General features: G+C 68.2%; 6 protein-coding genes. 5 read left to right on the forward strand and 1 reads right to left on the reverse strand.

The annotated features are described in order from the left end of the window. The first annotated feature begins 86 nt into the window (after positions 1-86). The 3 genes from MSB02_RS00755 (at position 87) to holA (ending at position 4,166) form a co-directional block, all read left to right on the forward strand. Positions 87-764: a helix-hairpin-helix domain-containing protein gene (locus MSB02_RS00755; RefSeq protein ID WP_267194094.1), complete on the forward strand. Its 678-nt coding sequence runs from the start codon at positions 87-89 to the stop codon at positions 762-764. Positions 765-889: 125 nt separating this feature from the next. After that, positions 890-3,349, forward strand: coding sequence for a DNA internalization-related competence protein ComEC/Rec2 (locus tag MSB02_RS00760; protein WP_267193308.1), 2,460 nt, complete (start codon positions 890-892; stop codon positions 3,347-3,349). Then, entirely contained in the window at positions 3,246-4,166 is a 921-nt protein-coding gene (holA, locus tag MSB02_RS00765; protein WP_267194095.1) for a DNA polymerase III subunit delta, read from the forward strand. Before MSB02_RS00760 ends, holA begins: the two co-directional genes overlap by 104 nt. An 84-nt stretch (positions 4,167-4,250) precedes the next feature. Here holA and rpsT read toward each other — a convergent pair whose 3' ends face one another. After that, positions 4,251-4,517 (reverse strand): 30S ribosomal protein S20, encoded by a 267-nt coding sequence (rpsT, locus tag MSB02_RS00770; RefSeq protein ID WP_267193309.1) that lies wholly within the window; start codon positions 4,515-4,517, stop codon positions 4,251-4,253. A gap of 249 nt (positions 4,518-4,766) precedes the next feature. On the opposite strand from rpsT, the gene MSB02_RS00775 reads away from it, so the two are divergent. Then, on the forward strand, positions 4,767-5,792 hold the full coding sequence (locus tag MSB02_RS00775; protein ID WP_323748501.1) for a cytochrome c3 family protein: 1,026 nt from the start codon (positions 4,767-4,769) through the stop codon (positions 5,790-5,792). Between the two features lie 97 nt (positions 5,793-5,889). Further along, positions 5,890-13,734 (forward strand): cytochrome c3 family protein, encoded by a 7,845-nt coding sequence (locus MSB02_RS00780; protein ID WP_267193311.1) that lies wholly within the window; start codon positions 5,890-5,892, stop codon positions 13,732-13,734. Positions 13,735-13,785: the final 51 nt, after the last annotated feature.

Genomic DNA, 13,785 nt, shown 5'->3' on the forward strand with positions numbered 1-13,785 from the left:
GTGACGTTCAGGCCGTTCGGATAGCATCACAGCATCACCCGGACGCCCCTCAGTCCACTGCGGAAGGGGGGCGTCCGTTGTCGTTCATGGAGTCCGACCGGGTACGGGAGATCCTTGCCCGGGCGGGTCTGGAGCGCCTGCCGCCTCGTGCCGTCGGCGCTGGTGTGGTGGTGCTGGCGCTCATGGCGGCGCTTGCGTTGTGGCGCTTCTGGCCGACAGCCCCTGCGCCGGAGGTGTCCTTCGCGACAGAAGCCGAGGACGTGGCGGAGCCGAGCCTGCCCGGGACGGCTTCGCCGGAGCCCGAGCTCGTGGTGCACGTGACGGGAGCCGTCCTCAGGCCGGGGGTCTACACGATGTCGCCCGGAGACCGGGTGGCGGATGCGGTGGCGGCAGCCGGAGGTGCGCTGGGTTCCGCCGCCTCCGATGCGGTGAACCTCGCGCGCATCATCGCGGACGGCGAACGCATCTACATACCCACCCTCGAGGAGGTCGAGGCCGGGCTCTCCGGGGACGCCGAAGGCGGACCGGAGTGGGGTGCCGGGGCGTCGGCGGGCGCGGTATCGGCGGCCGGTGTGGTCGACATCAACCGCGCGACCGTGGCCGAGCTGGAGACGTTGCCCGGAGTGGGTCCCGCGACCGCGCAGAAGATCGTGGACGATCGTGAGGCCAACGGCCCGTTCGCCGCTCCCGAGGACCTGATGCGCGTGCCGGGCATCGGCGCCAAGAAGCTCGAGGCGATGCGGGACCAGGTGAGCACGGGGTGACGCCGCATGGGGCGCGTCCGTCCGCACGGCCCTCGATCCCTCCGATCGCCTGGTTCGCTACGGCGGTCTGGGTCGGATGCTGCCTGGGCGAGCAGGGTGTCTGGCGGATCCTCTCGGGAGGGTCGTTGGCGAGCATCGCGCTGTGCGCGGCCGCGGCTTGCGCAGCGGGTGGAGTCGCAGCCGTGGTGCGCCCCTCGGTCCGGCAGATCGTCGCGCTCCTGGCCACCGGTCTGTTGGCGGGGTCGATCGTGTCGGGTGCGCAGGGCTATGGATGGCATCGGCAGAGCATGCTCGTGCGTGACTGCGGCGCGCGTGAGTGGGTGGGTCACGTCGAGGCGGATCCCATGCCCGGGGCGTACGGCGCCAGCCTGCGGGTGCGCCTGACCGGCGGACCGCTCGATGGCGCACGCGTGCGCGTGTACTGGCCGCAGGAAGCCGAGGTGCCGGACCTGGGTCGCACCGTGCGCTTCTCGGCAGTGCTCGAGCCGCTGCCGCTGGCCGAGGGGTGGTCACGACGTGTCGCGCGGACCGGGGCCTGCGCCACCGGCAGTGCGTGGCGGGCTGAAGTCGGGGATTGGCGACCGGGCGTGACCGGCCCGCTTTTCGCGTGGCGAGCGCGTGTGCTCGAGGAGATGCACGCGATACCGGGTGTGGGCGGCGACCTGCTCGAAGGGATCGTGTTGGGAGACCGCCGGCGGCTGTACGGGACCGAGGCCGACGAGGAGTTCCGCGTTCTCGGTCTCACGCATCTGGTGGCCGTGTCCGGCTCGCACCTCGCGCTCGCATGCGGGGCGGTAGCGCTCGTCGGTGGTGCGCTGCGCGTCCGTCGCAAGCCGCTCGTGCTGTTGACCGTCGCAGCGGGTGGGGCGTATGCGGCGGTCACCGGGATGGCGTACTCGGCGTTGCGCTCGCTGATGATGCTTGGCGTGGGCGGCATCGCTCAGTTGTCCGGACGTCGCACCGACGGCATGGCGTCGCTTGCTGTGGCGGTGGTGAGCGTCCTGGCGCTGGAGCCGTGGTCGGTCTACGACGTCGGGTTCCAGCTCTCCGTGCTTGCCGTGGGGAGCCTGTTCCTGTTCGGTTCGCTCGCCACGGAGTGGGCCACAGCGGGGACGCCGGCGCCCTTTCGCCCGGTGATGGCCGCACTCGCACTCACGCTGGTGGCGCAGGTGGTGACGGTGCCGGTCATCGCCTCGTGCTTCGGGATGGTCTCGCTGATGGCGCCGATCGCGAATGGCTACGCGGGCCCGCTCATCTCGGTGGCGCTTTGGGCGGGTCTCGCCGCTTCAGTGGCGCTCGAGGCGCTACCCGGACCGGCCATGCTGCTGATGCGGGTCTCCTCGGCGCTGCTGTCGTTCACCGCGTGGATCTCGAGCCACCTTGCCGGTGTGCCGGGCGCGGCCATCGCGCTCGGAGGAGGCCCATTGGTGGTCGCGGGGCCCGTGCTCGGCGCGATGCTGGTGTGGCTGCGGTGGCCGCGCCCGCGGAGCGCGGTCCAGGGGCGTTTGTTCGTCGCGGGTGCGGTCGCGTGTTCGCTTGCTGCGGCCCTTGGCCCGCCGGCGTCGCGGGATATGTCGATCACCGTGCTCGACATCGGACAGGGCGACGCCATCCTCGTACGTGATGGCGGGCGGACCATGCTCGTTGACACCGGCCCTGATGACACCGTGCTCAGGAGCGCGTTGGCGCGCGAAGGCGTGCGTACTGTGGATGTGCTGGTGCTCACGCATGCGCACGACGATCACACCGGAGGGGTCGGCGGCCTGCGTGGCGTGACGGACATCGGCTGGACTGCGGTCCCCGGTATCGTCGCCGAGGGGTTCACCGCGCCGGACAGCGTCGTGTCGCGGGTGGTGGGGCCGGAGACGGTGCGGGGCGTCTCGGCGGGGGATTCGTGGCGGCTCGGCGCAGCCACTGTGGATGTGGTGTGGCCTCCCCGGGAAGCACGGGAGGAGCTCAGCACCAACGACACGAGCGTCGTGCTCCGGGTGCGCCGGGGCGGGTTCGACGCGCTGCTCACAGGCGATGCGGAGCACACCGCGCTGGCCGGTATCGCCGCTGCCGGGGACCTGGGCTGTGTGGAGGTGCTCAAGGTGCCCCACCACGGCAGCGACAACGGGCTCACGCAGGAGGCGCTCGACCTGATTCGTCCGCACGACGCTTTGATCAGCGTGGGAGAGGGCAACGACTTCGGGCACCCATGTGCCTCCGTCATCGAGATGCTCGATGACGCCGGGTGCGTGGTGTGGCGCACGGACCGCCAGGGTGACGTTGTCGTGGAAGTCGGGACGAACGGCTACCGGGTGAGGTCGCAGCGTCGTGGAAGCCGCACCGCCCTTCGTGCGAGAATGGGCATCTCGCGAGGGGAGCATGCCGTACCCGTCGCGTATACGTCGGCACCACACCCGGAGGCGCTCAATGGTCGTGAAGGGTCTCGAGGACCTCAAGCCGGTCTATCTCATATACGGAGAAGAGGACCTGCTGCTCGAGCGCGCCCTCCACCGTCTCCGTGGGCGCATAGCCGAGGTCGCCGACCTCGAGTTCAACTTCGAGGCGTTCCAGGGCGAGAACGCGGATGCGGGTGACGTGGTTGCAGCGGCGAACACGCTGCCCTTCGCATCCGAGCGCCGGCTTGTGGTGGTGCACGGCGTCGACCGGATGAAGGCGGCAGACCAGGCGGTCCTTGCCGGGTATGCTGCAGACCCCTCTCCAACGACGTGCCTTGTGCTCGTGGCGGGGAAGATGCGCAAGGACAGCAAGCTGCTGAAGGCCGTCGCCGCTCAAGGCGGGGCGGCCGAGTACAAGGCGCCCCGACGCAGCGAGTATCCAGCGTGGGTGATAGGGCTGTTCGAGGACAAGGGCCGGCGACTCGACCGCGACGGGGCCGAGGCGTTGGTGCGGTCGGTCGGCCGCGACCTGCGCCGCCTGGAGATCGAGGCGGACAAGATCATCGCCTATGCGGGCGAGCGGTCGGAGATCACGCGCGACGACGTTACGAGCGTGGTGGTGGAGACCGCCCCGGTTTCGATATTCGAGTTCCTTGACGCAGTGGGTGCACGCGAGTGCGGTCCCGCTCTTGACCTGCTGGGCGACCTGCTGGGTAGCGGCGACGACATCATGGGCGTCCACGCTATGACGGTGCGGCATATCCGCACGCTTCTCAGCGTACGGGCCCTGGCCGATCGGAACGCTGACACGCCGACGATACAGCGTGAGGTGGGGATGGCCGAGTGGCAGGTGCAGCGTGCGCTCCGGCAGGCACGTCGCTACGAGCCGGAGGATTTGTCTCGCGCGCTGCGCGCCGCGGCAGAGATGGAAGCCCGGATGAAGTCGGGACGGGGAGAGCCCCGCCTGCTGTTCGAGCGGTGGCTGGTGGATCTGTGTCGCGATGGTGATGGTTAGCGAGCGCTCGGCGCGAAGCCGGGGCGGACATGACGAAGGGCCGGGAATCTCCCGGCCCTTCGTGACACGCGGTGCGGTGAGGCGTCAGGCGTCCATGCCGTTCACCTTGGTCATCACGCCCGACTTGCGGTTGGCCGCCTGGTTGGGGTGGATGACACCCTTGCTTGCGGCCTTGTCGAGCGCGCGGTTGGCGGCGTGAGCCGCCTCGAGGGCCGCGCTCTTGTCGCCGGCGGCCACGGCCGCGTCGACCTTCTTGATCGCGGTCTTCAGCCCCGAACGGACCGCCTTGTTGCGGATGCGCGCCTTCTCGTTGGTGAGGATGCGCTTCTTCTGGCTCTTGATGTTTGCCACGTCGGTTGTTCCTCCAGCCTCATAACGATGGTGCCCGTCGCAGTGGGGTGCGTACGAACCGCGCAAGGATAGCACACGCGCTCGGGCGGTGCTACCGGACAGCCGTCTGGACAACACGGCACGTAGTTTGCATTATCTTCGAGTAAGGTTAACGAATATGAGAGACACTTAGCGTCCGCATGGACGTCGAGGGGGACTCCCGCCAACATGTCACGCCTGCGAGAAGGACGGGTCCTCCCGTTGGCCGTCGTGCTTGTCATGACGATCTTCTGGGCTGCATCGTCTCGCCCTGCGGCGGCCTATCCCGACTGGGATCCCGCGCCCTCTCCACTGGCCGCGGAGGACTGCGACCACTGCCACTCGGCCACGAGCTCGGGCGGTACCGCGGAATGGGACGGCAGTGGACCGCATGGAGGCTACCTCACCAGCACGAACAAGTGTCAGTTGTGTCACGTGGTGCACAAGTCGCCGAGTGATTCGGTGGTGTTGCTGCGTACCACCACGGTGACCGGGATGTGCATCATGTGCCATGACGGCACCGGGAGCTCGATCGGCGTCTACTCTACGATCGAGGCTCATGGGGGCACCGTGGCCGCCGAGCACCGTGTGGAGGTAACCGACATCGTCCCGGGCGGATCGAGCGCCCTGGGCAGCGCGCTTGGGTGCTCCGACTGCCACTCCGTACACGGTTCGAACACGGTCGCTCCTTTCTTGCGGGACAGTGGTCGCGCGTACGCAGCGGATGAGTACGTCATCTCAGACTGCCTGCTTCGCAACGACGTACGTTCCGGGGTGCCGGACTCCGTTCCCGAGTACGGAGCGCTCTGGTGCGCAGCCTGTCACGATGAGCGCCACTCCGGGTCGGGCACGACCGTCAACCATCCTGTGGACGGCGATTCGTCGTGGGGCTACGGGGACGTTCGCTCAACGATCCGTACGGACGACTCCTGGCGCGAGGCGCTCACCGGGGGAGTGGCTACAGGCATGGGTCGCACGAACAGCGGTTACCTGATGGCACCTGTGGAGTCTGCCGGTGACGGGCGGATCGAGGAGGTCGACCGGCGTGATCCCATGTGCCAGCAGTGCCACGAGGACGCCCGAGACGTGGAAACCGTGTTCAGTGCCGATTACACGATGCGGGGGACCGAACCCTGGAACACACCCGTGAACCCGGTCTTCGTCACGTTCCCGCATCAGACGACCAACGACATGCTGTTGGTTGAGCAGTACGACGACCTCTGCACGAACTGCCACCCGGTGACGGGACTGCCTTAGACGACTGAAGGTGTTGGCCGGGCGTGAATGGATGACCGGACCGGAAGACGGTGCTGCGAGACTCGCAAGGGAAGAGATGATGAAGCGTTCAGGCGCTATGCGTATTGCGGTCCGGTCGTTCGTGGCGCTGGCGATCGCGCTGGCGGTGGTCCTGCTTGTGGCGCCGGGCGACAGCACGCCGTCACAGGATGGGCCAGTGAGTGACGATGCGGTCGCTGACGCGCGGATCGGCGGCGGTTCCCTCGACGCGGAGGTGCACTCGCTTCAGGAGTCCCCTATGCCCTCCGATGGCGTGACACGATCCGGCGACGCGATCGCGGTGGAGCCGCCACCCGTCGCAGCGGTGATTCCCGATGTCGATGCAGGGGAGGCCGAGTCCCCGGCGCCCGGCGATCCGGCGGAGGGCTCCGATGATCCGGCCGAGGATCCTGCCGATCCAGCCGACGAGCCCGCTGATCCCGGCGATGATCCCCCCGGTTCCGGTGACGAGCCGGACGATCCTGCTGATACCCCCACTGACCCTGGCGAGGAGCCCGCCGACCCGGGCGCGGACCCCGGCGATGATCCGGACGCACCGGCAGAGCCGCCGTCGACGCCGGCTGCGCCAGGCGTTGTCACCGCCGTAACGTGCGTCTCTGGTGACATGACGGACATCGTGCGGTTCGACCTGCCTGACGATGGTGGTGACGTGAGCGCCATCGTGCTCTCCCGTGCCCTTTCTCCGGAAGGACCGTACGAGGAGGTGCGCTCGGCCGACGGTGGTGTACGGGAGATCCGTCATGCGGTCGAGTCCACGGGCACGGCGTACTACCGCGTCCATGCCGAGGGCCCCGGCGGGCAGGGCGAGAACAGCGCGATCGTGCGTAACGCAGTGGTGGAGGCGACGGCAGAGGTAGGCGTGGACGGGTACACGATCCGGTCCTCCAACGGCGAGATCGTCCTGGCATTCCCCGCAGGCGCGTACGAGGAGACGACGACCGTGAACGTCCGGGAGGTATCCGGGTCCCCGGTCGGCGGTATCCTCGCGTTCGCCGGCATCTACGACATCGAACCGTCCGGCCCGCTTGGGAAGCCTGTGCTCCTGTCGGTGGCGTTCGACCTGGCGGTGACGCATTTCCAGGTCTCTGACGCGTTGCTTCGGGCGGCGGGTCTGTTCACGTTCGATGACGGCGCGTGGGTTTCCGGAGCCGACCACATCATCGCCGAGGGTGGCTACATCACCGGCTCGGTGGATCACTTCTCGGCATGGACTCCCGGCTCCCCGTCGCCTCACGGCACCAACGCCGAGGCCAGCGACTACTGCTCCGGCGTCTGTCACGACCTCAGCACGTATCCCGGTTCGTCTGTCCGGTACGACACCCGGGACCCCCAGGTCTGCTACAACTGTCACGGTAACGCCGATGCCGCCGACCCGCCTCGCAGCGGCGAAGGCGACAACGTGCAGGCGGAGTTCTTCGACGTGGCGGGGCAGAGCGTGCCGGCGATGTCCTCGCGTCACCCGGTGGCCAACGGCGGTTTCTACTGCACGCTGTGCCACGATCCCCACGGCACGTCATCCGATTCCCCCGGGCTGCTCAGGGCGTGGGACCCTGCTACAGGCGGTTACGTGCAAGGCGGCGCCGGAACCGCGCCCGGCAACGCGTACTGCTGGACCTGCCACGGACCGAGCAGCAACCGCCGCGTCAACTACTACGTGAACGGCTACTACAGCAGCACCGGTGGTGACCACAAGACGCTCCTTGAGGGGACGCCTCACGCCTCGCTTTCCACAACGGGCGGCACGATCGCCTGTCTCGCCTGCCACGTCTCGCACGGTTCCGTGTCCAGCTCGCTGGCAAAGGTGGGAGACGTGGCGGGTGCAGCCGCAACGGGCAACGACCAGAGCCTCTGCCTCGCGTGTCACGCAGACGCATCAGGCGGGTATTCGGGTGGCGCGGCGTACGGCATGACCAGACACTCCTCGGTGGCGGTCTCAAGCGTCGCCGCAACGGGATGGCCCACGTCCGACTCGGCGACGGGCTCCTGCCAGAACTGCCACGATCCGCACGGAGGGGCCGGCGGACAGTACCTGAGGGCGTCCGGTGCGGACCTGTGCCACGGCTGTCACGATGTCGCCGGCCTGTCCTACCCGGCCGACTACTCCTATCAGGGTACTGCGGCGTACGGCGCATCGGGTCACGCGGGTCTCACGGGCACGCTCGGGTATCTCGGCTTGAGCACCACCAGCGAGGGTTTCGCGGCATGGCAGTCGAGCGCCATGCCCACACCGTCGGCACCCGGCACACCGATCACCGACGCTGGGGCGATCGATCAGGTTCGCTCGATGGACGGGTCTCGGCTGCGCACGCTGCTGCAGGGGACGACCGGGTCGGACGACTACCAGATGTTCCGCTTCAAGGTGCCCGCGCCGAGCGCCGAGGTGGTGAACGCCACACTGCGCTGGGCCGGCTATGGCGAGGAGACGGCGGGGTATCCCGTCACGCTCTCGGTCTGGTCGGCCACCGCGTTGGCGTGGGAGCAGGCGGCAAGCCAGGTGATGGGCACGCAGCAGCTCGTGACGGTCCCACTTCGGCCCGCCGACCATATGGATGCCGAGGGATACGTGTACTTCCTTGCCGGGGCGCGCCATGTGGTGGACGGCGAACTCATCTCAGGCCCCACGTTCACCAAGGTCAGCGACACGTCCATCAAGGTCGAGTGGACCACAGCCGGTAACACGTCAAGCTGGGTGGACTACGGGACCACCACCGCGTATGGCAGCAGCGCCGGGACCGGGACCCGCACGACATCCCACTCGGTCACGGTGACCGGGCTGACCGCCGGCACCTGGCACTTCCGCGTCCGTTCCACCTCGCCACAAGGCGAGGACTACGTATCCGGGGACTACGCATACGGGTTCCCCATGCCCAAGCTCACGACTCCGTATCCTGCGAGCCACGTATACGATGGGACCACGGTGTCGCGCTCGTTCTACTGGGAAGCGATGAGCGGTGCGGCCGGTCCCTACGAGTACCGGTTCCAGCTGTGGCGCGACGGCTCGCTGTTGATCGACGCGCCGTGGGGCTCTTACACGTCGTACACGTACAGCGACATCCGTGATGTGGCCAGCTACGCCTGGCGTGTCGAGGTGCGGGACGCACAGGGTCTGTCGTACGGATGGTCCGTGTGGCACCGCTTCTACGTGTATGAGGACTCCGGCTCCTGCCCGTTCCTGTTCACCTGGGACGGGGAGCGGTTCGCCTTCGAGGCCGACCTGTTCGGTCCCGGCAAGCTGGCGCTCAAGACCAAGAGCGGCTACATGAAGCCCACCCCTGATGACGTCTACGTCCTCGCGCACGAGCCGCAGCTCGTCGACGGACGCATCGACCTGCGGCTTGTGGAGGAGCGCTTCGAGACCGACTACCTCGACGAGCTCGCCCTCTACGCCATCGACGTGCCGGAAGGCCGCGACGTCTATGCCGAGAAGCGCGAGGCGGGAGGCGCAGCCTTCGGGGGCGTGACAAGCGTGCTGCATACCGTGGCGCGCGAGATGGCGTCCCCGGTCTCGGCGGTCCACACCCAGACGGGTCGTGACGTGCTTGCGCTCGTGGCCGCCGACGACGGCGAGCAGGTCGTCCTCAACGAGGACCGCAACGAGGACTTCACCTACCAGACCATCGAGCTCGACCTGGGAGAGGTGGCGGGCGCCGGGCAGCTCAAGGTCGTGATGGACGCGGTCTCGATGTTCCCGGACACCCCGGCCGGCACCGCGCGTGCCTCGACCTTCGGGCCCCGCACCAGGCTCGAGGTGCAAGACGCCGCCGGCGCGTGGGTGGCGGTGCCGGCCTCCGCAGGCGCGCTTCCCAAGCCGCCGGAGTTCAGCCGCCCCTACGTCTTCGACCTGAGCGACATCTGGGTCTCGGAGAGCAGGAAGGTCCGCTTCACGTTCCTGATGAAGACCTACGTCGACTGGATCGCGATCGACACCACAGAAGACCTGCCGGTCGCGGTGACCGAGGTGCCGCTTGCCTCCGCGGTCCTCACCGAGCGCGGCTACGACCCGAAGTCCTCCGACGGGGAGATCTACGAGTACGTCTACGGTGAGCCGAGCGGGCGCACCGGCTACTTCCCCGGCGCCTATACGAGACTCGGCGAGGTCGCCCCGCTGCTCGCCGCCACAGACGACATGTTCGTCATCTACGGCGGCGGCGACGAGCTGCAGCTGTCCTTCGAGACGCCCGACGCACCCGCAGACGGCACCTCGCGCCGCTACGCCGTCCACACCAACGGCTACTACAAAGACGCCAAGACCGACGTGGACACCACGGTGGAGCCGCTGCCCTTCGCCGCGATGAGCACGTTCCCCTACGGCGCAGACGAGCACTACCCCGACGACCCCGAACATGAGGCCTACCGCGCCGAGTGGAACACGCGCGTGAAGAGCGGGGGAGCCTCTGTGGTCGCGCAGATCGCGGGACCTGCGAGCCTGGTACCCAGGCTGACGGGGGTCCACGGGTGGGTCGGGGCTGCGCTCGCGACCGTGTCGGCCGATGTGGAGCCCGTGGCCGAGATAGCCGGCTCCGCCGATACCGTTGCCGTGGAGGGGTATCCCGTCGACCACCGATCGCTCAACACCGACCTCGTCTCCCTGGATGTGTCGTTCACGGGTGCCGCGGGCGGGGGAGAGTGCGGGGTGTGCCACAACGTCCACGGTGGCTCGGAGAGCGGTATCGCTCTCGATGGTGGTCGCGCCGCGAGCGACGGTCGTACGTGTACCGCCGACGGCACGGGCGGCTGTCACAGCAATGCCGCCAACTCCGCCTCCGGTATCGACATCCACGATCGTTTCACCGCGAACGCTGATCCTCGCGCGCACCATGACGTCTTCGCGTCGGACCAGGTGAAGACGGGCAGCAGGATCGGGTGCGCCGACTGCCACGACCCCCACACCAACAACAGCGAACAGCGCTACTCGGATCCCGACGCGATCTCTCAGCCGGTGAGTTCGGCTCTGGGCTCTCTCATCGGTGAGGATGGCTCGGTGTACATGCTCGTGGGCGCGGCCCATGATGGCGTACCGCCGGTGATCAGCGGCGCGCGGTTGAACGGTGCAGGGGACCAGTATCTCTCGCCGACGATCACGTGGACCACCGACGAGAAGGCCACGTCGTGGGTCGACTGGGGTCTGACGACCGCGTACGAGATGGGCAACGCGAGCGCGGGAAGCCCGTTCGGCAACGACACCCTCGTGACGGCGCACTCCGTGCAGATGACCGGGCTGCAGGATGGTGTCGTGTACCACTATCGCATCAGGACCGCCGACGCACTCGGGAACGTCGCGTACTCGGCCGACATGACCTACGTTCCAGTGGCGCCTCCAGCAGCACCGGTGATGAACGATCTGGTCTCCGTGTCGGGCACCGGCTGGGGTCCGATCACCGCTACTCTGGGGTGTACGCCCACCACATCCAGCGACGGTCACGCAGTCCAGTACCAGTTCAGGGTGGACGGCAGCTCGGTGTACGTGTCGGGATGGCTGGACTCCACGAGCTTCACCACGCCGGCGTGGCTGTACACGGGGACCCACTATGCGCAGGTGCGCGCCCGTGACGCCGTTCATACTGACGCGATCTCCGCATGGTCGGCGGCCGACCACTTCGATGTCCTGTACGCGGACGCCTCCGGCTCCTGCCCGTTCCTGTTCACCTGGGACGGGGAGCGGTTCGCCTTCGAGGCCGACCTGTTCGGTCCCGGCAAGCTGGCGCTCAAGACCAAGAGCGGCTACATGAAGCCCACCCCTGATGACGTCTACGTCCTCGCGCACGAGCCGCAGCTCGTCGACGGACGCATCGACCTGCGGCTTGTGGAGGAGCGCTTCGAGACCGACTACCTCGACGAGCTCGCCCTCTACGCCATCGACGTGCCGGAAGGCCGCGACGTCTATGCCGAGAAGCGCGAGGCGGGAGGCGCAGCCTTCGGGGGCGTGACAAGCGTGCTGCATACCGTGGCGCGCGAGATGGCGTCCCCGGTCTCGGCGGTCCACACCCAGACGGGTCGTGACGTGCTTGCGCTCGTGGCCGCCGACGACGGCGAGCAGGTCGTCCTCAACGAGGACCGCAACGAGGACTTCACCTACCAGACCATCGAGCTCGACCTGGGAGAGGTGGCGGGCGCCGGGCAGCTCAAGGTCGTGATGGACGCGGTCTCGATGTTCCCGGACACCCCGGCCGGCACCGCGCGTGCCTCGACCTTCGGGCCCCGCACCAGGCTCGAGGTGCAAGACGCCGCCGGCGCGTGGGTGGCGGTGCCGGCCTCCGCAGGCGCGCTTCCCAAGCCGCCGGAGTTCAGCCGCCCCTACGTCTTCGACCTGAGCGACATCTGGGTCTCGGAGAGCAGGAAGGTCCGCTTCACGTTCCTGATGAAGACCTACGTCGACTGGATCGCGATCGACACCACAGAAGACCTGCCGGTCGCGGTGACCGAGGTGCCGCTTGCCTCCGCGGTCCTCACCGAGCGCGGCTACGACCCGAAGTCCTCCGACGGGGAGATCTACGAGTACGTCTACGGTGAGCCGAGCGGGCGCACCGGCTACTTCCCCGGCGCCTATACGAGACTCGGCGAGGTCGCCCCGCTGCTCGCCGCCACAGACGACATGTTCGTCATCTACGGCGGCGGCGACGAGCTGCAGCTGTCCTTCGAGACGCCCGACGCACCCGCAGACGGCACCTCGCGCCGCTACGCCGTCCACACCAACGGCTACTACAAAGACGCCAAGACCGACGTGGACACCACGGTGGAGCCGCTGCCCTTCGCCGCGATGAGCACGTTCCCCTACGGCGCAGACGAGCACTACCCCGACGACCCCGAACATGAGGCCTACCGCGCCGAGTGGAACACGCGCGTGAAGAGCGGGATCCAGGGTGGCGACGCTGCGGTTGCGGCGACTGCATCCGCATCTGAAGCGGCGCCCACCGTATGGCGCACGGCGCACGTCGATTCTGCGGCCGCACCGCAGGCGCTCCAGTACTCGGTGGACACCGACGTGATACGGGTGATCGCTTACACCGACGGCGTTCCTGCCGTCCACGCGCCCGCAGCGGGATGGGAGACGTCTTCGCATACTGCGTCAGCGCCAACGCCGGCCTCGCCCGGATCGCCTGTGGATGCCGCGGCGCTCGGCCAGGTCTCGGTGTCGGACGACGCGTACTGGCGTACGGACCTGACGGCGGTCGACGGCGAGTGGAACTGGCAGGTCGTGAGGTTCGATCTGGATGCCGGCGCCGTGTACCAGCTCGATGGCCTCGCGCTCGACTGGGAGGGTCACGGTGAACCGACACCCGGGTACCCGACCGCACTGTATGTCTGGGATCCCGAGAGTGGTGCGTGGGCGGAGCTCTCACGTGCGGACATGCCCGTGGACCGGAGGGTGCAGGTGCAGCGCAGCGCGGTGAGCGATGGGTACTGTCTCGCGTGCCATGATGGAGACGCCCCGGAGGGGGTCGTCATTCCCGGGTCGGTGGGCGATGTGGGCGCAACGTGGGCGACGGACTTCCACGGCGGCCGTGCGGGGAACGGATTCGGAGACGCGGGCCTCAAGTTCCCATACAGCCGTGGGCAGTCGCCACTATCATGCGCGACATGCCACGACACGCACGGGTCGGCCAGTCTCTATCACGTGCCGGAGGTCGTGAACGGGACATCCGTTCCTACGATCACCACGAGCGGGATGGCCCCCCTGTGCAAGGCGTGCCATGAGGGAGCTACGTACGACTGGCACCTCGATACGGCCTGCTGGTGTCACTACGTGCCGCTGTGGGAGCCCGTGTACCACGATGCTGCCTTCGAGTTGCACGACGGGATCGACTGCCTGCAGTGCCATGGGCACGGGAAAGGGTCGACCCATCCGGCGGTGGATTGCGAGGACTGTCATGGCAGCGCGCCACGGGGCGTGCGCGCCTTCTAAGCGGTTCCGGCGCGTGTCGCGCATGGATGGAGGGGACGGGGCGTCGCTCTA

The organism is Anaerosoma tenue (genome assembly GCF_023161965.1).
In the GTDB taxonomy this organism is placed as follows: Bacteria; Actinomycetota; Coriobacteriia; order Anaerosomatales; family Anaerosomataceae; genus Anaerosoma; species Anaerosoma tenue.

What these genes read in the sequence shown, in the direction of transcription:
- MSB02_RS00780 (WP_267193311.1), top strand. Translation starts at nt 5,890, where the DNA reads ATGCGTATTGCGGTCCGGTCGTTCGTGGCGCTGGCGATCGCGCTGGCG.
- MSB02_RS00755 (WP_267194094.1), top strand. Translation starts at nt 87, where the DNA reads ATGGAGTCCGACCGGGTACGGGAGATCCTTGCCCGGGCGGGTCTGGAG.